The sequence below is a fragment of the Photobacterium sp. DA100 genome, assembly GCF_029223585.1.
In the GTDB taxonomy this organism is placed as follows: Bacteria; Pseudomonadota; Gammaproteobacteria; order Enterobacterales; family Vibrionaceae; genus Photobacterium.
The window spans coordinates 45,264-66,728 of the sequence record NZ_CP119423.1 but is presented as its reverse complement, the minus strand read 5'-3'; the positions used below and the strand labels follow the sequence as shown (position 1 = coordinate 66,728).

Below are 21,465 nucleotides of genomic sequence, written 5' to 3'. Positions count from 1 at the left end.
CAAGTCAAACCATGCACAACGAGAAATTGTGCACGGTTCAAGGCAGAGTTGCTTACAGGTTCGCGTCGAGGAACTCTTTCAGCTGGCTCTTTGACAGGGCACCCACTTTGGTTGCCGCCACACCGCCGTCCTTGAACAGCAGTAGCGTTGGGATACCACGGATGCCGAATTTTGGTGGCGTTGCTGCATTTTGGTCGATATTTAATTTACCGATGGTCAGCTTACCTTCATACTCGTCCGCGATCTCATCAAGAATTGGGGCAATCATTTTGCAAGGACCACACCATTCAGCCCAAAAATCGACTAGTACCGGGCCTGCAGCAGTAATAACATCGCTTTCGAAACTTGCGTCTGTTAGCTGCACAATCTTGTCGCTCATCTTCCACTCCAATGGTTGATTTTGTTAGCTGATTTGATTTTAACCAGCAAATCGATGCCCTATTTGAATGGAATCCGTTTCGTATTGCAACCCTAAGCTGATATTCTATACGAATGAAGACGACTCACATCACAGAGCAAAAATTTGCCGACCTGGGTTTAGAACCTCGGGTTTTACAAGGATTGGAAGCCAAAGGTTTCCATAATTGTACGCCGATCCAGGCGCTGGCATTGCCGGTAGTGCTCTCCGGCCGTGACATTGCTGGTCAGGCTCAAACAGGCACAGGGAAAACCCTGGCTTTCCTGACCGCGACTTTCAACCACTTGCTGCTAACCCCGGCAAAAGAGGAGCGTAAGCAAAACCATCCTCGTGCCATTATTATGGCACCAACTCGTGAGCTGGCGATCCAAATTTACAACGATGCCAAACCACTGCTCGAAAGCACCGGCCTGACGGCAGGGCTTGCCTACGGCGGTGAAGCCTACGAGAAACAGCAGAAGACACTCGAAGCGGGTGTGGACATTCTGATCGGCACCTGCGGCCGTATCATCGATTTCTACAAGCAGCGCGTGATCGATCTGCGCTCTATCCAGGCTGTGGTTCTGGACGAAGCCGACCGCATGTTCGACCTTGGCTTTATCAAGGACATCCGTTTCTTGTTCCGTCGCATGCCGGTGCCGCAGGAGCGTTTGAACATGCTGTTCTCGGCAACGCTGTCTTACCGTGTGAAAGAGCTCGCGTTCGAGCACATGAACTCGCCTGAAAGCGTGATTGTCGAGCCAGAGCAGAAGACCGGCCACCGCATCCAGGAAGAACTGTTCTATCCGTCCAACCAGGACAAGATGCGCCTGCTGCAGAGCCTGCTGGAAGAAGAATGGCCGGACCGTGCCATCGTCTTTGCCAACACCAAGCACCGCTGTGAAGATATCTGGGCCCACCTGGCCGCTGATAAGCACCGCGTTGGCTTGCTGACCGGCGATGTCCCGCAGAAGAAGCGTGTTCGCATCCTGGAGCAGTTCACCCAAGGTGAAGTGGATATCCTGGTGGCTACCGATGTCGCGGCCCGCGGCCTGCACATCCCTCAGGTGACCCACGTATTCAACTATGATCTGCCTGACGATGCAGAGGATTACGTGCATCGAATCGGCCGTACCGGTCGTGCTGGCGCCAGCGGCCATTCGATCAGCTTTGCCTGTGAAGAATATGCCATCAACCTGCCGGCGATCGAAACGTACATCGAGCATGCCATTCCGCTATCGAAATACGACCCGGAAGCCCTGCTGGACGACCTTCCGCCGCCAATCAGCGTACCACGTTCACCGCGCCAAGGTGGCAACCGTCGTAGCGGTGGCTCACAGCGCCAGGGCCAGTCACGCCAGCGCAGCCGTCGCCGTCCGCAGCAAAACAAACAGCAGTAACACGTAAGATATGCCTATGGAAAGAACAGTATCACCCTTGTATGCCGCCATTGACCTTGGCTCCAACAGCTTCCACATGTGGATCGTCCGGGAGGTGGCTGGCACCGTCCAGACACTGGCCAAGATCAAGCGCAAAGTCCGCCTGGCAGCTGGCCTCAACAGCGAAAACGCGCTGAGTATTGAGGCGATGCAACGGGGGTGGGACTGCCTCAGCCTGTTTGCCGAGCGCCTGCAGGATATTCCGGCAAGTAACATCCGTATTGTCGGGACGGCCGCACTGCGTACCGCCGTCAATGCCGAGGACTTTCTTTCCAAGGCCGAGACCATTCTCGGCTACCCGGTCGATATCATTCCAGGCGAGGAAGAAGCCCGGATCATCTACCAGGGGGTTGCCCATACCTCAGGCGGTTGTGGCAAACGCCTGGTAGTCGATATTGGCGGTGCCAGTACCGAAGTGATCATTGGCGAGGGGTTTGATGCCAGTGCCCTGACCAGCCTGAAAATAGGCTGTGTGACCTGGCTTGAGCGTTACTTCAAAGACCGCTACCTCACCGCAGCCAACTTCGATGCCGCGATCGCAGCCGCCAAGGCCGCCATCGCCCCGATTGTCGAGCAATACCAGACGCTGGGTTGGCAAACCTGTGTCGGGGCCAGCGGCACCGTCCAGGCCCTGCAGGAAATCATGCTGGCGCAGGGAATGGATGAGATCATCACCCTGCAGAAACTCAAGCGGATGCAGCGCCAGGCCATGCAGTATGAACGGCTGGAAGATCTTGATATCGAAGGCCTGACTCTGGAGCGCGCCCTGGTCTTCCCGAGCGGGTTGTCGATCCTGATTGCGATTTTCGAGTCTCTGGGTATCGAATCGATGACCCTGGCCGGCGGTGCACTGCGCGAAGGCATGGTGTACGAGATGATGAGCCAGATGCGCCACCACGATGTCCGTGAGCGTACCCTGCAAAGCCTGCAGACCCGCTTCCAACTCGACAGCATTCACGCCGGCAATGTCAGCGACACGGCCCGTGCCCTGCTTGGCAGCTGCCAATCTGCGTGGCACCTGGAGCCGCAGGCGCACTACCTGCTTGATGCCAGTACGGCCCTGCATGAAATCGGCACCATGATTGAGTTCAAGAAAAGTGGCGAGCATGCCGCTTACCTGATCCACCATAGTGATCTGCCTGGTTTCACCCGTGCCCAGAAGCACCTGATTGCGGAGCTGCTGCGCCGTTACCGCGAGAATCTGACCAGCCTGCCGGAGCAACACGCTCTGTCAGCGCAAAGTGCCACGCGTCTGCTGCGTCTGCTGCGCCTGGCGGTGATTTTGTGCCACCGCCGCGACAGCAGCCACCAGCCGCCGTTCGCGCTCAAGGCCGATGACAACGCCCTGAGCCTGACTCTGCCGGCCAGCTGGCTGGCCGCCAACCCGCTGACCGATGCCGAGCTGCAGCAAGAAGCTACCCGCCAGAGCGACATGGGCTGGCCGCTGACCATCATCGCCAGCGAGTAAGCGGCAACACCGATAAAAAAAGCACCCCGAGGGGTGCTTTTTACTTTCTTGCGGTCTGCCTTCGCAGCAATTAGCCAGTGATGCCGCTATGTTTTAGCAGCGCATCAATCTGCGGTTCGCGGCCACGGAAGCGCTTGAACAAGTCCATCGGCTCCTCGCTGCCGCCGCGCTCGAGAATACAGTCTAGGAAGTCAGCCCCGGTCTGGGTGTTGAAGATCCCCTCTTCCTCGAAACGCGAATACGCATCTGCCGACAGCACTTCGGCCCACAGGTAGCTGTAGTAACCGGCACTGTAGCCGCCGGCAAAGATATGGCTGAAACTATGCGGGAAGCGGCCCCACTCCGGGCTTGGTACCACTGACACGCGCGACTTGATATCCGCCAGCGTTTCCAGCACCTTGGCGCCGGCTTCTGGGTCGTACTCGGTGTACAGGGTAAAGTCGAACAGGCCAAACTCAAGCTGGCGCAGGATCCCCATCGCCGACTGGAAGTTCTTCGCTGCCAGCATCTTGTCCAGCATCTCTTTTGGCAATGGCTCGCCAGTTTCGTAATGGCCTGAGATAAAGGCCAATGCTTCTTCTTCCCAGCACCAGTTTTCCAGGAACTGGCTCGGCAGCTCGACCGCGTCCCAAGGCACACCGTTGATGCCCGACACCGCCGGCACTTCGATCTGGGTCAGCATGTGGTGGATACCGTGGCCGGTTTCGTGGAACAGGGTGACCACCTCGTCATGGGTAAACAATGCTGGTTTATCGCCCACCGGCTTGTTGAAGTTGCAGGTCAGGTAAGCCACTGGCATCTGCATAGTGCCATCCTGACGAGTACGGCGAACCATACATTCGTCCATCCATGCCCCGCCACGCTTGTGCTCGCGGGCGTACAAGTCCAGGTAGAAGCTGCCACGCAGTTCCCCTTTTCCATCGAAAATATCGTAGAACTTCACGGACTCATGCCAGGTATCAACCCCCTCGCGCTCTTTAACGTCCATGCCGAAGACACGCTTGAGTACTTCGAACAGGCCGGCAACCACTTTCTGCTCTGGGAAATACGGACGCAGCTGCTCGTCGGAAATGCTGTAACGGTGCTGCTTGAGCTTCTCGGCGTAGAAGGCAAAGTCCCACGGCTCCAGCTGCTCGGCACCAAACTCGGCGCTGGCATACTCGCGCAGCTCCGCCACTTCACGCTCGCCCTGTGGTTTGGCCCGGCAGGCCAGATCATTGAGGAAGCCCAGCACCTGATCCGGCGCTTCCGCCATCTTGGTCGCCAGTGACTTCTCGCTGTAGGTATTGAAGCCCAGCAGGCGGGCGATTTCATGACTCAGCTTGAGCTTCTCGGCAATAATTTCGCTGTTGTCCCACTTGCCGGCATTCGGGCCACGGTCTGAAGCACGGGTGACAAAGGCTTCGTACATCTCCTGGCGCAACTCACGGTTTTCGCAGTAGGTCATCACCGGCAGGTAAGACGGAATATCCAAAGTAAACAGGTACCCTTCCTGCTCCTTGGCGTCGGCTGCCGCCTTGGCCGCCTGCAGGGCCGACTCCGGCAACCCGCCCAGCTCGGCTTCATCGCTCACCAGCTTGCTCCAGCCCATGGTGGCATCGAGCACGTTATTGCTAAAAGACGATGACAGCTCGGACAGGCGCTTGCTGATCTCGCCATAGCGGTGCTGCTCTTTGGCTGGCAGGCCGATCCCTGACAGCTCGAACTCCTTCAGCGCATCGGTGATAGATTTTTGCTGGGCCTGGCTCAGCTCGGCAAAACTCTCGTCGGCCTTGATCGCCTTGTAGGCTTCGTACAGCCCCTTGTGCTGACCAACCCAGGTCCCGTAATCCGACAGCAGCGGCAGACAGCTCTCGTACGCTTCACGCAGCTCGCTGCTGTTCTTCACCGCATTGAGGTGGCCGACTGGCGACCAGATCCGGCTCAGGCGATCATCCGTCTCGGCCAGCGGTACGCAGATTGTCTCCCAGCTCGGCGTCGTATCAGCGGCCAGTACTTGCTCCACGGCAGCCCGGCAGTCGGCAATCGCCTGCTCAACGGCAGGTTTGACGTGCTCGGGTTGGATAAGCGAAAACGGAGGCAGGCCCGTCATCGAAAGTAGTGGGTTAGTCATGCGCAATTCCTTAAATTAGTTATCCATTATTAAATGCGTCTTGGGGAGGCTAAATTCAATCCTTTCATCACGCTAAATCATCATCTTCCTGTTTAATAGTAAACTAGATCGCAGCGCCAAAGACGGAAAGTCATCACGTCTACTGGCTATTCCCAGCCAATTGGCGATAATACTGACCCAATTTATCCCTAGCCTGTCGAGATCCCAGCCATGCTGAGCTACCGCCATAGTTTCCATGCCGGCAACCATGCCGATGTGGTCAAGCACATTGTCCAGAGCCTGATCCTGGATGCCCTGAAACAAAAGGACAAACCGTTCGTCTACCATGATACCCACTCGGGTGTCGGCCGTTACGACCTTCAGGATGAGCGCAGCGAAAAAACCGGCGAGTTCAAACAAGGCATTGCCCGGATCTGGCAGCGTGACGATATCCCGGCAGACATCGCCAGCTATATCGACGCCATCAAGGTACTCAATGACGGTGACAAGCTGCGCTACTACCCGGGCTCGCCGAAAGTCGCCCGCGCCCAAATCCGCGAGCAGGACCGCATGGTATTGACCGAGCTGCATCCGAGCGACTTCCCGCTGCTGCTGCAGGAATTCCGCGGCGACCGCCAGGTCCGCATCTACAAAGAAGATGCCTTTGCCCGCCTCAAGGGCAGCCTGCCGCCAAAAGAGCGCCGCGGCGTGGTGCTGATCGACCCGCCGTACGAGCTCAAGCACGAGTACATGGATGTGGTCAAGGCCATCAAAGAGAGCTATAAGCGCTGGGCAACAGGCACCTACGCCATCTGGTACCCGGTGGTTTACCGCGAGAATATCGACAAGATGCTCAAGGGGCTAGAGGGGTTGGGGATCCGCAAGATTCTGCAAATTGAGCTGGGCGTCGAGCCGGATACCGAGGAGCGCGGCATGACCGCATCGGGCATGATTGTGATCAACCCGCCGTGGAAATTGGAGAGCCAAATGCAGGCAATTTTGCCTTGGCTAAAAGACGCAATCGCGCCGAACCACGGCCACTACAAGGTGGAGTGGATCGTCCCGGAATAAGCGGTGATTTTCCGCTAACAACTTGTAAGGCGGGGATTTCCCGCCTTTTTTGTGGCTGATATTTTTTGTTCCAACTTTCTCGAACTCCCCCTCTCGTAACTCTTCCCATTCTTGATTACACTAGGGCTAACACAGCTGGAGCTGTAACCAAATCAAAAAAACATTGGAGTAAAGTCATGGCAAAGCATTTTGATTACATCTGTATCGGCGGCGGCAGTGGCGGTATTGCTTCGGCAAACCGTGCAGCTATGTACGGTGCCAAGGTGGCACTGGTCGAAGCCAAGGCACTGGGTGGTACCTGTGTCAATGTCGGCTGCGTGCCGAAGAAAGTGATGTGGCACGGCGCCCAAATTGCTGAAGCGATGCACCTTTACGCCAAAGACTACGGTTTTGACGTTGACGTCAAAGGTTTTGACTGGGGCAAACTGGTCGAGAGCCGTGAAGCCTATATCAGCCGTATCCACACCGCCTACGACAACGTGCTGGGCAACAACAAGATTGAAGTGATCAACGGCTTTGCCAAGTTTGTCGATCAAAAGACCATCGAAGTGAACGGCGAGCACTACACCGCCGACCACATCCTGATCGCCGTCGGCGGCGAGCCGACTATCCCGAACGTCCCGGGTGCCGAGCACGGCATCGATTCAAACGGCTTCTTCGAGCTAAGCGAGCAACCTAAGCGCACTGCGGTTGTCGGTGCAGGCTACATCGCGGTTGAAATCGCCGGCGTTCTGAGCGCACTGGGTACCGATACCCACCTGTTCGTCCGCAAGGAATCGCCACTGCGCAGCTTCGACCCGATGATCATCGAAACTCTGGTTGAAGTGATGGACAATGAAGGCCCGACACTGCACACCCACAGCGTACCGAAAGAAGTGGTCAAGGAAGCCGATGGTTCGGTGACCCTGCATTTCGAAAACGGTGAGTCACACAACACTGACGTGCTGATCTGGGCGATTGGCCGTAACCCGACCACCGACAAAATCAACCTGGCCGTAACAGGCGTTGCAACCAACGACCGTGGCTACATCAAGGTTGACGAATACCAGCGCACCAATGTCGAAGGCATCTACTGTGTCGGCGACATTATGGAAGGCGGTATCGAGCTAACGCCTGTGGCGGTTAAGGCCGGTCGCCAGCTGTCAGAGCGTCTGTTCAACAACAAGCCTGATGCCAAGATGGACTACAAGCTGGTGCCAACCGTGGTATTCAGCCACCCACCAATCGGCACGATCGGCCTGACCGAGCCTGAAGCGGTTGCCCAGTACGGCGCAGAAAACGTGAAAGTCTACAAATCTGGCTTTACTGCCATGTACACCGCAGTGACCTCAAACCGCCAACCTTGCAAGATGAAACTGGTCTGTGCCGGCCCTGACGAGAAGGTGGTTGGCCTGCACGGCATTGGCTACACCGTCGACGAAATGATCCAGGGCTTCGGTGTCGCGATGAAGATGGGTGCAACCAAGGCCGATTTCGATGCCGTGGTCGCTATTCACCCAACCGGCAGCGAAGAGTTCGTTACCATGAGATAAAGACGGTGCCCAGAGCATATCCGTCAGATCAAAAAGGAGCGGTCACCGCTCCTTTTTTGTGGCTATTTGACTGTGCCTAGCGTTGCAGATCATGCAACAGCCTTACGAGCACTTACAGGATCCTACACCATAAATATCGCTCGATAACGAATAATAATGAATAAAAGCGCAGATATTGGCGAAAATAATTCCATTTCTTGGTGAAAAACTGTAATCTTGCCCGACCTGATTATGGAAGATCAGTGAATATTTATTCCCAAGAGAATAAAGCATTAATTTACTCTTAACTAATCAATCAGTTAAAGGCCAAGTATGCAGGATCAGGTTATTTCCCAAAACGGTAAAAAGAGCCCATGGCTCATGTTCCTCCTACCGTCGCTCCTCGGTGTCTTCCTTTTCATGGCACCTATCAGTTATCAGGATTCGCTGACAATTCCTATCGCCATTTTGGCCAAATCTGTCCAAGCCATCTTCGATGGCATGCTGCCGGCAATGGTGACCTTTGTTATCGCCATTACGGGAATCGCATCAATCGCGACTAAGCTGCTTAAGCCAAAAGCAATTATCGACAACAGTTTCCTCAGCGGATTGCTCAACCCGTCCCTGCCTTGGTTCGTGGTCCAGCAACTCGGCGCTATCTTTGTGGTAATGACCTATTTCGGTATCGGTCCTGAAATGATCCACCACGGTGACACCGGCGGCCTGGTGCTCAATGATCTGCTACCGGTCCTCTTTTCTGTTTTCCTGTTTGCCGGTTTATTGTTGCCCCTGCTGCTTAACTTCGGCCTGCTGGAGTTCGTCGGTGCCCTGTTCACCCGGGTGATGCGTCCGCTGTTCAACCTACCGGGCCGCTCGGCGGTAAACTGTATTGCGTCCTGGCTGGGCGACGGCAGTGTCGGCGTGCTGATGACCAGCAAGCAGTACGAGAGCAAAATCTACACCGAGCGTGAAGCGGCCGTTATCGGTACCACGTTCACTGCAGTATCGATCACGTTCAGCCTGGTGGTGATTGCCCAGGTGAACCTGGAGCATATGTTTGCCCCGTTCTACCTGACAGTGTGCCTTGCTGGCTTGGCGGCCGCTGTGATTGTTCCTCGCCTGCCACCACTATCGTGGAAAAAAGACCGCTACATCGACGGCCAGCCGCTGGAAGGCGATATCGAAGCCCTACCAGAAGGCAAGACGGTGGTTGGTTTTGGCCTTGAGCAAGCGCTGGAGAAAGCCTCTCAGGTGAAGAGCCTGCGTGGCATGGTGGTTGAAGGGGTGAAGAACGCGATTGATATGATCTTTGGCGTGCTGCCTGTGGTGATGGCGATCGGCACCATTGCTTTGGTGATTGCCGAGAACACCCCGGTATTTAGCCTGCTCGGCCAGCCGTTCATTCCGTTCCTGGAGCTACTGCGTATTCCTGAAGCAGCTGCGGCATCGGAGACTATCGTTGTTGGCTTTGCCGATATGTTCCTGCCATCTATCCTGGCCTCGGGTATCGAGAGCGATCTGACCCGCTTTGTGATTGCGGCGATGTCGGTGACCCAGCTGATCTACATGTCGGAAATCGGCGCCCTGCTGATCGGCAGTAAAATCCCGGTCAAGCCGTGGGAGCTGTTCATGATCTTCATCCTTCGTACCCTGGTCACCCTGCCGGTTATCGCGATGATGGCGCATATTTTCTTCTAACAGACCGCCGTCGCCTCTCCCAAAGCCAGCGCCTAGCCGCTGGCTTTTTTGTTTCCACCGCACGCCTTTGTCATTAACCATCAAAGACATACAATTAAGCCATTCATTTTATTAATCATTCATAAAAGCAACAAATCACACCCAACCCATAAGCAAAAATGCGCTACTCGTCACACATCAAGGTTTAGGCAATTGATGGCAGATGCAATTATCACTATATATCGCTGCACTCATAAATGTATGAGTCATAAATAAAAAAACAACAATCATCAATTTCCGTTTTTGCATTCCAAGGAAAAACAATGCATTTCAAATACTCAGCTATTGCAGCTTCGATGATTGCCGCCCTATCGCTAACGGGCTGTGGCAGTGATTCATCCTCTTCAACAGGCGGCAACACCGGCGGTGGCAACGGTACCGAGCTTGCCCAGAAGCCGACTATCGCTGTACCAGCAACAGGCCAGTTTATCGATGCAAAAGTAGAAGGCCTGCACTTTGTCTCCGGTGAGAAAGCAGGCATAACCGACGCGGATGGCAACTATGACGTCGACAGCAGCGCCCCAGGAGTCAACTTCTACCTGGGTGGCGAAGACGGCATGCTGATCGGCTCAGTTTCCAGCCGCCACGTCACCACGCCTTTCGAGGCTGTCGGTACCCACCAGCGTGCGGTTAACCTGGCACGTCTGCTGCTAACCCTCGACACTACAGCAGAAAACAGCACGATTGTACTGCCCGAGGCGATCACCTCCCCGAGTTACGTTGTGAAGTCAGCCCTGAAAACCATCCAGCTTGATGACGTTGCCTCTTTCACTCCGCTGCTTGAAGAACTAGGTAAAACAGAAGCCGATCTGGTTACCGAAGAAAACGCAATCAACCACATGAACGCGTCGCTAAAAGATATTGCACGCGGCTCTGACGTGGTACTCACCCACTGGGCAAAAGGATCTAACTGGACCTTCATATCGCGCAGAGCCAATCAGCGCATCCGCCGCTCAGCCAGTGACAGTTTCCAAAACGTGATCCATGCCGACCGCAGCCTGGGTGATGAGCTATTCGAACAAACAGGCGGCCTGACTGCCTCGATCTACACCTTGGCCAAAGACAACTTCGTGATGCGCAAGGGCTCGAACGACGGCAGCATCAGCGATTACTTCGCCCTGCAGTACCTGAGCTGTGTCGATGAAGGCGGCAAGTTCGACTGGGATGACAATACTGATCAGCCAACATGCAACGGCGACAGCAACATCAGCATCGCCCCTGCGCTAAGCGGCATGGCAGGCAATAGCCACTATCAGTACGTGCTGGCCGATCCTACCGCCACCAGCACCGCAGATGAACATTACGACTGGGCTGAGCTGACGGAAATGGGTGGCGCGTATGCCTGTATGGCCAGCGGCAACTGTAGCGAGCAGAGCCTGACCAAATTCGAAATTATCGAGCGCGATGATGCCGACGAAGGCGAGGCGGCTATGATGCTGCGCGAAGTGATCTCGGGCTCTTACGACCCAATCACTGATGTCTATGTTCAGACCCGCAGCAAGGAATATCTGGACGGTAACCACGCAGGTCGCATCAGCGAAAGTATCAACTTCCTCTACCCGGTTGAAGCCGTCGGCCAAGACCGCTACGTTGACTTCAAGGGCACCTGGCTGGCAACAGAAAGCCGCGAAAACTGTGACTTGGTAGCCGAGTCCACTCTGGTCTTCGACGAAACAGGTGTGACGCTGACCGGCCAAGAGTTCAACGGCAACTGCAGTCTGAGCGCCGAGCTGAATGAAACCGCAAGCTATGCCGAGCTGGCGACCATGGACTTCTGGTGGTTCGGCACCAACCAGGCAGGCGTTTCCAAAGCGACCCTTGATCAGCTAAACACGACAATCCGCTGGAATGATGTCGACGAAGACGAAGTGGGCCCTAACTACAAGATCAACCGCTTCAGCTACATCCCGGCCGGTAAGAACTGGGACCGTGGCACCTTGGTTCGCGATACGCTATCAGACAACGGTGTGAAAAGCTCTACCATCACCATGCGCAAGCAGTGATTGCGAGCTCTCCCCGCCCAGTGGCAGGGGGAGCCCACCCGGCAGACTCATCTGTCAGGCACAAAAAAACCGGCCTCGGCCGGTTTTTTCTTGCCCGTAACACAGGCTATCGGATGCCTTACTGCTCTTCGGCAGCGTCGTCTTCTTCGTCGCGGACATAAAAGCGCGAGAAGAACAAGCCGACTTCAAACAGCAAACACATCGGGATGGCCAGAAGGGTCTGCGAAATCATGTCCGGCGGTGTCAGCATCATGCCCACCACGAAGGCGCCAACGATGATGTACGGCCGCTTGGTACGCAGGCTTTCCGGATCCGTCGCGCCTGTCCAGCACAGCAGGATAATGGCCACCGGGATTTCAAACGCAATACCGAATGCCATGAACAGCGCCAGAACAAAGTCCAGATAGCTGGCAATATCCGTCGCCACCTGGATCCCTTCCGGGGCCACACTGGTGAAAAAACTGAACACCAGGGGGAATACCACGAAGTAGGCAAAGGCAACGCCGGCATAGAACAGCAGCGAGCTGGAAAACAGCAGCGGCATGATCAACTTGCGCTCATGCTTGTATAGCCCCGGTGCCACGAAGGCCCAAACCTGATACAAGATCATCGGCACGGCGACAAATACCGAGGTCACCAGTGTGAGCTTAATTGGCGTGAAGAATGGCGATGCCACATCCGTTGCGATCATGCTCGCCCCTTCCGGCAGACGCTCTACCAAGGGGGCGGACAAGAAGGCATAGATGTCGTTGGCAAACCACACCAGGCCAAGAAAAACCACAATGACACTCAGGATGGAACGCAACAGTCGGTTACGCAGCTCAAGCAAGTGGCTGAATAACGGTTGCGTATCTTCAACAGTAGACATAGTGACTTATATTAATCCTGCTTTTGAGAGGTCGTCGCCGAGGGCTGCTCGTCTTTGTTGTCGGCATAAGGGCGCTGTACTTCCGAGGCGGCTTTTTTGAGCTCCTCCACAGTGTCCCTCAGCTCAGGCGAGAGATCTTTCATCCCCATTTGCTCGGCTTTTTTCAAGTTTTCCTGAAGTTCCTGGAGCTTGAGCTCCTGGTTCAGTTCATCCTTGACCGAGTTCGCCATATTACGTGCAGCCCCGATCCAGCGCGATACCGTACGGATCGCGACAGGCAGGCGTTCCGGCCCCAGTACAACCAACCCCACCACGGAGATCAGTATTAGTTCCCAGAACCCGATATCAAACACGTGTTAAACCTGCTCTTTGTCTTTCTGGCTCTTCTGAGCCTGATCACCCTGCTGTTCAGCCAGTTTCTTCTGATCGAAATCCGCATCTGCGTCTTTCTTCTCAGCAGTTGGCTCCTCATCGCTGATCGCCTTCTTGAAACCTTTCACGGCAGAGCCCAAGTCACCGCCCAGTGTGCGCAACTTCTTGGTTCCGAACAGCAGAACAATGATTAGTGCAATGATTAGCAATTGCCAGATACTGATACCACCCATGCTTGTTTTACCTCAGCTAATTGTGGTTAATAACGAATCGTATATGTGTTGGCTGCATACTTTACCGCCTATTTGCGGCAAGCACGCCACCCAAGTAACCAAAACGTGACCCCCATTGCAGCACTGATAGCCGAATAGTTTTCAATATGATTACTAAAAAGTATGGCAGAACATACAACCAGGGTTGCACCAATGCCAAAGTAGAACCTTGCCTGGCCCTGGTAACGTCGACTCTCCATGAAATTGTCGTAGAGTTTATCGATACGTTGGTTCAGCGCATTGCCTTGGCGCAAACTATCGTAAAGTAATTCCGGCAACTCCGGCAACTTCTCGGCCCAGAATGGCGCCCGGGTTTTCACCCCGTCAATCACGGCCTGCGGGCCGACCTGACGTGACATCCAGTCTTCCAGGAATGGCTTGGCGGTATCCCACAAATCAAGCTGCGGATACAGCTGGCGCCCCAATCCCTCGACATATAATAAGGTTTTCTGCAGCAATACCAACTGTGGCTGCACTTCCATATTGAAACGGCGCGCGGTATTGAACAGGTTCAGCAACACATGGCCAAACGAGATCTCGGCCAGCGGCTTTTCGAAAATCGGCTCGCACACCGTGCGGATCGCGAACTCGAATTCATCGATATTGGTATCTTCCGGTACCCAGCCGGAATCGACGTGCAACTCGGCCACCTTACGGTAGTCACGGTTGAAAAACGCCAACAGGTTTTCGGCCAGGTATCGCTTGTCTTCGCGGTTCAAGCTGCCGACGATACCACAGTCGAGCGCGATCCACTGCGGGTTGTCCGGATTTTCCCGCGCAACGAAAATATTACCCGGGTGCATGTCGGCATGGAAGAAGCTGTCGCGGAACACCTGGGTGAAGAAAATCGTCACCGCGTTTTCCGACAGCAGTTTCATGTCGGTACCGTTGGCCACCAGCGCCTCGATATCCGAGACCTGGATGCCATAGATACGCTCCATCACCAGCAGGTTTTCCCGGCTCAGATCGGTATACACCTCGGGGACATACAGCATATGGCTATCTTCGAAATTGCGCCTTAGCTGGATGCCGTTGGCGGCTTCGCGCATCAGGTTCAGCTCGTCGAGCAAGGTTTTCTCGTACTCGCGTACCACCTCGACCGGACGCAGACGGCGCGCATCCGGCAGCACCTTGGCCAGCAAGCCGGCCATGCGGTACATCAGGGTGATATCGGCCTTGATCACCGGCAGGATATCCGGGCGGATCACCTTGAGCACCACTTCCTTGCCGGTTTCCTTCAAGGTGGCGGTATGGACCTGGGCAATCGACGCTGATGCCAGCGGTACCTCGTCAAAATCATCGAACCAGATGTCGAGCGGGCCGCCCAGCGCTTTCTCCATCTGCTCCTTGGCCAAGCGGCCATCGAATGGCGCCACCTGATCCTGTAGCAAAGCTAACTGGTCAGCAATATGCGGCGGGAACAAGTCGCGTCGGGTCGACATCATCTGGCCGAACTTGATCCACACTGGACCCAGCTCCTGCAACGCCAGACGCAGACGCTCGCCCAATGGCTTTTCCGGATGCTCGTTGCGCAGCCAGAACAGGGATTTGCGCATTGCCTTAGGGAGCTTGAGTCGCGGATCTTCGGGCAGCAGCTCGTCCAGCCCGTAGCGCAGCTGGACAGCGGTAATTTGGTATAGGCGCTTAACTTCTGACAACACCATCATCGAGGCGCTTGCTCCATTAGACGATTCAGGCGAGCTTCGCAACGTGCCACATCCATCTTCAGATCATCGACCTGATCGGCAAAGTAGGCGATTTCCAGCGCCTGCGGTGCCAGGCGCCACTCTTCGGTGATCACCTCGGCCAGGTCTCGCTGGCGTTTAGCTACCCCTTGCTGGATAAAACGTGCGCCCTGCTTGGCGCCACTCACTAGAGTATGGGCAACAATATCACCCGTATATTGCGAGAGTTTTTCTTCGAAATCCGGTTTTAGCCCGCTCAGCAAGGCCGAGAACTGCTGTGCCAGCTGGATATCGCCGTCAAGCGATAGCTTGTCAGCCTTGATCAGCTGAGTCAGGTTGGCTTGCTGGCGGAGCTCAGGCAAAACGGACAGGTTGAGGGCCAGTTCACAGTCAATCTCGCCCTCATAGGCACCCAAGACATCGATCTGCTGGCTGAAAACAAAATACAGCTGCTTGCCAAATTCATTGATGGTCACGCCAATCACCTTGCCCTTCAAGCGGGCAAGGCGACGCTGGCTGGCTTCATCATCCTTCAGCAGGGCATTGAGCGAGGTCTCAATCGCCCCGGTTACAAACGCATCAACAGGCATAGTTTCCTCAGAACTTGTAGCCACGGTGCAAGGCAACAATGCCACCCGTCAGGTTGTAGTAGTTGGTCTGCTCGAAGCCCGCATTCTGCATCATCCCTTCCAGGGTATCTTGGTCCGGGTGCATGCGGATAGACTCAGCCAGGTAGCGGTAGCTTTCGGCATCGTTGGCAATCACTTCGCCCATTTTCGGCAACAGGTGGAAGGAATAAGCGTCATAGACTTTCGACAGCGGCTCGACAATCGGCTTGGAAAATTCCAATACCAACAAGCGGCCACCCGGCTTGAGCACGCGGTACATCGAGCGCAGTGCCTTGTCCTTGTCGGTCACGTTACGCAGGCAGAAGCTGATCGTAATACAGTCAAAATAGTCATCCGGGAAAGGCAGCTCTTCGGCATTGGCCTGTACATAGCCAACGTTGCCGACAATGCCGTTGTCACGCAGCTTGCTGCGGCCAACCTTGAGCATCGAGTTGTTGATATCGGCCAGGATCACCTGACCGTCATCACCGACTATGCGGGAGAACTTGGCGGTCAGATCTCCGGTACCGCCCCCCAAGTCGAGTACCTTGTGACCACGGCGAACACCACTGCAATCAATGGTAAAGCGCTTCCACACCCGGTGGATCCCCATCGACATCAAGTCATTCATAATGTCGTACTTAGCCGCTACCGAGTGGAATACCTCAGCAACCATTTCCGCCTTGTCTTCCTTGGCTACAGTCCGGTAGCCAAAATGGGTCGTCTCTAGTGTGGTGTCCGTCATGCTACTTCCGTCATGGTTAACATTTCATTTCGCCCTAGTGTACTTGATGGTTGAGGTTTGCTCAAAGCACAACCTGCATCTATGTCCACACCGCACAATTATGCTGTCGGGCTATCCTCGCCAATCGCCGCCAGCGGCTCGTCATCTGCCGCCCCCAGCATGGCCCGCTCGGTCAGTACCGGGCTGATATCGCGCTTGACCTCGACCCCCAAGAGGCGGAACCCTTCGGCCTGACGGATCACGTTGCCACGCCCCGTCACCAGTTTGTTCATCGCCCCCTGATAACTCTGGTTGGCCTTTTCCAGCGATGCGCCCATCGCTTCCATATCAGTCACAAACAAGCGCAGCTTGTCATACAGCTTGCTGGCCCGTTCGGCGATCTGCTTGGCATTCTGGTTCTGGCGCTCATTGCGCCATAGGTTATTGATGGTACGCAATGCCACCAGTAAGGTGGTCGGGCTGACCAGCATGATGTTCTGATCCATCGCATCGCGGATCAGGCTCGGATCGGCTTCGATCGCCGCCTGGAACGCCGGCTCGACCGGGATAAACATCAATACATAGTCGAGACTTTCGACGCCGTGCAGCTGATGGTAGTCCTTGCGGCTCAAGCCGCGGATATGGCTACGCACCGAGGCGACATGCTCGCCAAGGGCAAGCTCTTGCTCGGCAACGGTATCGGCATTGAAAAAACGCTCGTAGGCGATCAGCGACATCTTGGCATCGATCACCACATCCTTGCTTTGCGGCAGGTGCACCACCACATCAGGCTGGTAACGCTTGCCCTCTTCATTCTCGAGGCTGATCTGGGTTTGGTACTCATGACCCTCGCGCAGGCCGGACTCGCTCAGTACCCGCGCCAGCACGACTTCGCCCCAGTTGCCCTGCGCCTTATTGTCGCCCTTGAGTGCCTGAGTCAGGTTGACGGCCTCGCGCGCCATTTGCTCATTGAGCTGCTTGAGGTTGTTGATTTCATGGACCAGGGTATGGCGTTCGCGGGCTTCCTGGCTGAAGTTGTCATTGACCTGCTTGCGGAAACCTTCGAGCTGCTCGCGCAGCGGCCCAAGCAAGCCTTCCATACTGATACGGTTCTGCTGATCGACGGTGCGGGTCTTGTGCTCGAACATCTTGTTGGCCAGGCTTTCGAACTGCACCCGCAGCCGTTCTTCGGCATTTTCCAATAGGGCTATCTTGTCATCCGCCGCTCTCTGCTCCTCGAAGTGGCGGGCTTCCTGCTCACGCAAATCGGCTTCGAGGCCGGCGTTAGCCATCCGGCTGTTTTCCAGCTGCTCGGTCAGGTACTGCTTTTCGTTCCTTAGCGCTTCGAAATGGCGCATCTTTTCCAGTGCGGCAGCCAACCGGCCATGCATCTGGCGCAACTCGGCAGTAAGCCGATCCCGCTCGATATCCATGTCATCAAGCTCCTGATTGCGTTCATCGAGCTGCCCCTGGTAGTGCTGCTCTTTGCTCTGCGCCAGCCTCAGCTCGGCTTCTGCCTGCTGGCGCAACAGTTGCATTTGCTGTTGCCAGCGATTGTTCACCAACCATGCGGCAATGGCCCCCGCCAATGCTGCGCCGGACACTCCGGTCACCATCGCCAAGCCGTATCCCGACAGCCACTCATTCATCATGCTTTTTTCCTGACTCTTTGATTAACCAGCAAATGATCTGCTTTTGCCAATAAGGCTAAGAGGATACTGGATAAATGTCCAGTCTCGTTATTCCCGCCCCCTCGGTTTTCCGCCCGTGCACCGCGGCGCAATTTTCTGGTCGGCTTCCGTGCAATCGAATACACTGACGCCCTAACCGATTTCCCTGCTGCCTTGCCGAAGCAGCAATTGATTATGGATGAACAATGAACGAACGTTATGCGCTCGGATATGGCCTGGCGGCCGTCCTGCTGTGGTCCACCGTTGCCACCGCTTTTAAGATCACCCTCGAATTCTTCACCCCAATCCAAATGCTGGTTGCGGCCAGCGTGATATCCGCTATGGCCCTCACCGGGATAGCGCTCTACCAAGGCAAGCTGCACCTGCTGGGTCGTACTTTCATGGCAAGACCGCTTTACTATTTGCTGTTGGGCCTGATCAACCCCTTTGCCTATTACCTAGTGCTCTTCAAAGCCTACGAGCTGCTGCCCGCCTCCCAGGCCCAGCCGCTCAACTACAGCTGGGCAATCACCCTGACACTGATGGCGGCAGTCTTCCTCGGCCAGAAAATCCGCAAACAAGACTGGGCGGCGTGTGCGCTGGGCTACCTGGGTGTGGTGGTGATTGCAACCAAAGGCGATGTGATGGCCTTGCAGTTCGACAACCCGACCGGTGTCGCGTTAGCACTGCTGTCGACCCTGCTGTGGGCTATGTACTGGATCCTCAATACCAAGAACCAGGCCGATGCGGTCTTAGGCGTTCTGCTTGGCTTTTTGGTATCGCTGCCATTCTCCATCGGCTTGAGCCTTTACACCGGCGGCTGGACAGCGATCCCTTGGCAAGGCTGGGCGGCGGTGAGCTATGTCGGCCTGTTCGAGATGGGCGTGACGTTCGTACTGTGGATCAATGCACTCAAGCTCACCCGCAATACCGCACGGATCAGCAACCTGATCTTCATCTCGCCGTTTATCTCACTGATGCTGCTGGCAACGATTATCGGCGAAGAAATCCACTCATCGACCCTGGCCGGCCTGGTGTTGATTGTCTGCGGCCTGCTGATCCAGCAGTGGAAGGGCAAGAAGCAACGAGCGCAATCGGCCGCATAATCTGTTGCCAACAGAATAAAAAAAGCCTGCCACAGAGTGGCAGGCGAACTAGTGAGTAAGGGTTGTCGAGACCCTGCGCCTTAAAAGGGACGGCGTCTTTTTATTATCGAGAGTTTTCTTTTAGGCTGTCACCGGGGCGTGCCAGCGGCGGCCCATCTTTGTCCACAACAGGAACAAGCCAGGGATCAGCAGCCACATCTGCAATACCATCAAATCCGGTGAGCTCAAACCCAAACGCTGGGTAAGGCTAACCATGGCACCGGCACCACTCATCTGGAACAGGCCCAGCAGCGCCGCTGCGGTACCAGCACGGTCACCAAACGGAGCCAGCGCTTTGCCCGCCGCCGAGCCAAGCACAAAGGCAAAGCCGAACGACGACATGAAAATCGGCACCATAAAGGCCCAAGCTTCGGCAATATGGCCCACCAGCAGCATCAGCATGCCAGCCAGCACCAAGATCACCAGTCCGGTACTGAGTGTCTTGCGCGAACCGAAACGGTCGATATATTTCGGCGCCACCATACACGCTAAGATATTCAATGCGGCATTGATACCAAACCACAGGGTGAACTGGTTCATACTCTGGCCAAGCTCGACCATCAGCCACGCCGGGGCGGAAGTCACGTAAGCCAGGATCACTGCCATCGCCAGCATGCACAGGCTGGCATGGTACAAGAAAGTCGGCTCCCTAAGGACAGACCAGTAGCGCGATAGGCTGATCGCCGAACCTGACACATCGGTATCTGCCGGACGGGTTTCGCGGAACAACAGCAAGATAAACAAGCCTGCTACCAGAGCGAATCCGGCCATGAAGCTGAAGTTGGCGCGCCAGCCAAACTGGTGGGTCAGCCAAGTACCCAAGAGTGGTGCCAATGCCGGGATAAAGCAGATCGCACCATTGAGGTAGCTGATCATCCGGCCACTTTTCTCCGGACCGAAGCTATCGCGAACCGCGGCAAAGGCCGCTACCGAAGTTGCACAAGCACCAAAGCCTTGCAGCAGACGGGCAACCAGCAGCATATCAAGGGATTGGGCAACATAGGCCAGAGCGGCGCTCGCGCCGTAAATCGCGATACCGCCAAGGGCAATGGGACGACGGCCGATACGGTCAGCCAGAGGGCCCGCCAGCAACTGGCCGAGGCCAAGGCTGAACATAAACCAGGTCACGGTATCCTGGACCCGGGTCAAGTCGACCGCAAAGGCCTCCGCCATCGCCGGTAGCGCTGGCAGGTAAATATCAATAGCTAGCGGGCTGAACAGCACCAGGGTCACCATCAAGGCCACCAGCCGTTTATCCGCAGAGTGTTTCGGTTGCATAGTTTTATCCTGTTGAGCAATGGCGGCAGTTTACGGCGTTCGAGATATGAATAGAAATGGTATATATTCAACACCGATTTTCCATTTAGGAATATCATGGTCTTTACGGGAGGAAGGTGCCGTGTCATTTGAAAAACTTGCCAGATTAGATCTCAACCTATTGGTCTGCCTCCATGTTCTGCTCGAGGAAGGCAGCGTCACCCTGGCCGCCAAGCGGCTATGTCTGAGCCAATCTGCCGTCAGCAAAAGCCTCAACCGGCTACGCGAGCAATTCGACGATCCCTTGTTTGTCCGTACCGCCCATGGCATGAAACCCACCCCGCGCGCCATGGCCTTGACGCCCATGCTCGAACAACTGCTTAGGGATATCGAGCACCTAACCGCCCCGGCCAGTTTCGAGCCCCACACCAGTGACCGCCACTTCCGCATGGCGCTGGTCGAAAGTGCCTACCCCTTGTTCTTGCCGCAGTTCCTCGGGGATATTTTTGCCGAAGGCCCGAATATCATCCTCGATACCCAGGCCTGGGAGTCGAACACCTTCGACAAGCTGACCAACGGCGAAGTGGACTTCGGGATCACCGGCAAGGATCTCAACCCCAAAGATGCGATGCTGACCCTGATGCCGCCGAAAGGAATTGTGTTTACCGAGCTGTGCCGCGATACCCAGTGCTGCCTGGTACGTCAGGGCCACCCTATCCTGTCGCAACCATGGGATGAGGACTGCTACCTCCGGCAGCGACATATCCAGGTACGCTGCGGCAATGATGATCGCTGGCTGCTCGACTACAAATTGGCCGAACGCGGGCTGCAGCGGGATATCGCCATGTATGTTCCGGACTTCAACAGTGCCGCCAGCCTGTGTACCCACACCGATCTGGTGTTCACCGCCCCGAGCCACTTTGCCGACTACATCAGCGCCCAGCTGGACTTGGCGGTATTACCGCTACCGTCAGCACTTCCTCCTATGGCCTACACCTTGTTCTGGCATCAACATCAAGAAAAAGACCCTGGCCATAGCTGGTTACGGCAAATTATCACCTCGCGCTGCCGTGATTTGTCTGTTAGCTAATTGCAGCTATTACGCAAAAGCGCTAATTTAGGAAGATCAGCCTGAACAGCCAACAC

18 protein-coding genes are annotated in these 21,465 nt (G+C 55.6%); 8 read left to right on the top strand and 10 right to left on the bottom strand.

What is annotated here, in order from left to right; all coding sequences use genetic code 11:
- Nucleotides 1–52 precede the first annotated feature (52 nt).
- Nucleotides 53–379 (bottom strand): thioredoxin TrxA, encoded by a 327-nt coding sequence (trxA, locus tag PTW35_RS00305; RefSeq protein WP_107298891.1) that lies wholly within the window; start codon nucleotides 377–379, stop codon nucleotides 53–55.
- 113 nt (nucleotides 380–492) lie between these two features.
- Between trxA and rhlB the strand changes: the two genes are divergently transcribed.
- On the top strand, nucleotides 493–1,797 hold the full coding sequence (gene rhlB / locus PTW35_RS00300; RefSeq protein ID WP_281026064.1) for an ATP-dependent RNA helicase RhlB: 1,305 nt from the start codon (nucleotides 493–495) through the stop codon (nucleotides 1,795–1,797).
- Between the two features lie 16 nt (nucleotides 1,798–1,813).
- Nucleotides 1,814–3,304 (top strand): guanosine-5'-triphosphate,3'-diphosphate diphosphatase, encoded by a 1,491-nt coding sequence (gene gppA / locus PTW35_RS00295; protein WP_281026063.1) that lies wholly within the window; start codon nucleotides 1,814–1,816, stop codon nucleotides 3,302–3,304.
- Between the two features lie 70 nt (nucleotides 3,305–3,374).
- On the opposite strand, the gene prlC is transcribed toward gppA, so the two are convergent.
- Nucleotides 3,375–5,417 (bottom strand): oligopeptidase A, encoded by a 2,043-nt coding sequence (prlC, locus tag PTW35_RS00290; protein ID WP_281026062.1) that lies wholly within the window; start codon nucleotides 5,415–5,417, stop codon nucleotides 3,375–3,377.
- Between the two features lie 210 nt (nucleotides 5,418–5,627).
- Here prlC and PTW35_RS00285 point away from each other — a divergent pair, with 210 nt between their 5' ends.
- From PTW35_RS00285 to PTW35_RS00270, 4 genes are all read left to right on the top strand, one after another.
- Nucleotides 5,628–6,467 (top strand): 23S rRNA (adenine(2030)-N(6))-methyltransferase RlmJ, encoded by an 840-nt coding sequence (locus PTW35_RS00285; protein ID WP_281026061.1) that lies wholly within the window; start codon nucleotides 5,628–5,630, stop codon nucleotides 6,465–6,467.
- Between the two features lie 176 nt (nucleotides 6,468–6,643).
- Nucleotides 6,644–7,999: a glutathione-disulfide reductase gene (gorA, locus tag PTW35_RS00280; protein ID WP_281026060.1), complete on the top strand. Its 1,356-nt coding sequence runs from the start codon at nucleotides 6,644–6,646 to the stop codon at nucleotides 7,997–7,999.
- Nucleotides 8,000–8,311: 312 nt separating this feature from the next.
- A complete protein-coding gene (locus PTW35_RS00275) occupies nucleotides 8,312–9,676 on the top strand; it encodes a YjiH family protein (RefSeq protein ID WP_281026059.1) in 1,365 nt (454 codons plus the stop codon).
- Nucleotides 9,677–9,978: 302 nt separating this feature from the next.
- Entirely contained in the window at nucleotides 9,979–11,718 is a 1,740-nt protein-coding gene (locus PTW35_RS00270) for a chromosome partitioning protein ParA (protein WP_281026058.1), read from the top strand.
- A 118-nt stretch (nucleotides 11,719–11,836) separates the two neighbouring features.
- Here the strand turns inward: PTW35_RS00270 and tatC are convergent, their stop codons facing one another.
- The 7 genes from tatC to rmuC form a co-directional block, all read right to left on the bottom strand.
- Entirely contained in the window at nucleotides 11,837–12,586 is a 750-nt protein-coding gene (tatC, locus tag PTW35_RS00265; protein WP_039465127.1) for a Sec-independent protein translocase subunit TatC, read from the bottom strand.
- A gap of 11 nt (nucleotides 12,587–12,597) precedes the next feature.
- Nucleotides 12,598–12,939: a Sec-independent protein translocase protein TatB gene (gene tatB / locus PTW35_RS00260; RefSeq protein WP_039465123.1), complete on the bottom strand. Its 342-nt coding sequence runs from the start codon at nucleotides 12,937–12,939 to the stop codon at nucleotides 12,598–12,600.
- 3 nt (nucleotides 12,940–12,942) lie between these two features.
- A complete protein-coding gene (gene tatA / locus PTW35_RS00255; protein WP_039465119.1) occupies nucleotides 12,943–13,191 on the bottom strand; it encodes a Sec-independent protein translocase subunit TatA in 249 nt (82 codons plus the stop codon).
- 68 nt (nucleotides 13,192–13,259) lie between these two features.
- On the bottom strand, nucleotides 13,260–14,894 hold the full coding sequence (gene ubiB, locus PTW35_RS00250) for a ubiquinone biosynthesis regulatory protein kinase UbiB (protein ID WP_044624346.1): 1,635 nt from the start codon (nucleotides 14,892–14,894) through the stop codon (nucleotides 13,260–13,262).
- Nucleotides 14,894–15,505, bottom strand: a complete 612-nt coding sequence (locus tag PTW35_RS00245; RefSeq protein WP_281026057.1) for an SCP2 domain-containing protein — start codon at nucleotides 15,503–15,505, stop codon at nucleotides 14,894–14,896. The genes ubiB and PTW35_RS00245 overlap by 1 nt, the downstream gene beginning before the upstream one ends.
- Nucleotides 15,506–15,512: 7 nt before the next feature.
- On the bottom strand, nucleotides 15,513–16,268 hold the full coding sequence (gene ubiE / locus PTW35_RS00240) for a bifunctional demethylmenaquinone methyltransferase/2-methoxy-6-polyprenyl-1,4-benzoquinol methylase UbiE (RefSeq protein WP_044622238.1): 756 nt from the start codon (nucleotides 16,266–16,268) through the stop codon (nucleotides 15,513–15,515).
- Between the two features lie 98 nt (nucleotides 16,269–16,366).
- On the bottom strand, nucleotides 16,367–17,896 hold the full coding sequence (rmuC, locus tag PTW35_RS00235) for a DNA recombination protein RmuC (RefSeq protein ID WP_281027405.1): 1,530 nt from the start codon (nucleotides 17,894–17,896) through the stop codon (nucleotides 16,367–16,369).
- 227 nt (nucleotides 17,897–18,123) lie between these two features.
- Between rmuC and PTW35_RS00230 the strand changes: the two genes are divergently transcribed.
- Nucleotides 18,124–19,023 carry a DMT family transporter gene (locus PTW35_RS00230; protein ID WP_281026056.1) on the top strand — a complete coding sequence of 300 codons (900 nt, stop codon included), beginning with the start codon at nucleotides 18,124–18,126 and terminating at the stop codon, nucleotides 19,021–19,023.
- A 120-nt stretch (nucleotides 19,024–19,143) separates the two neighbouring features.
- Here the strand turns inward: PTW35_RS00230 and PTW35_RS00225 are convergent, their stop codons facing one another.
- Complete coding sequence (locus tag PTW35_RS00225) at nucleotides 19,144–20,340, bottom strand: multidrug effflux MFS transporter (RefSeq protein ID WP_281026055.1); 1,197 nt, start codon at nucleotides 20,338–20,340, stop codon at nucleotides 19,144–19,146.
- 121 nt (nucleotides 20,341–20,461) lie between these two features.
- Here PTW35_RS00225 and PTW35_RS00220 point away from each other — a divergent pair, with 121 nt between their 5' ends.
- Nucleotides 20,462–21,409 carry a LysR substrate-binding domain-containing protein gene (locus PTW35_RS00220; RefSeq protein WP_039465102.1) on the top strand — a complete coding sequence of 316 codons (948 nt, stop codon included), beginning with the start codon at nucleotides 20,462–20,464 and terminating at the stop codon, nucleotides 21,407–21,409.
- The last annotated feature ends 56 nt before the right edge of the window (nucleotides 21,410–21,465 follow it).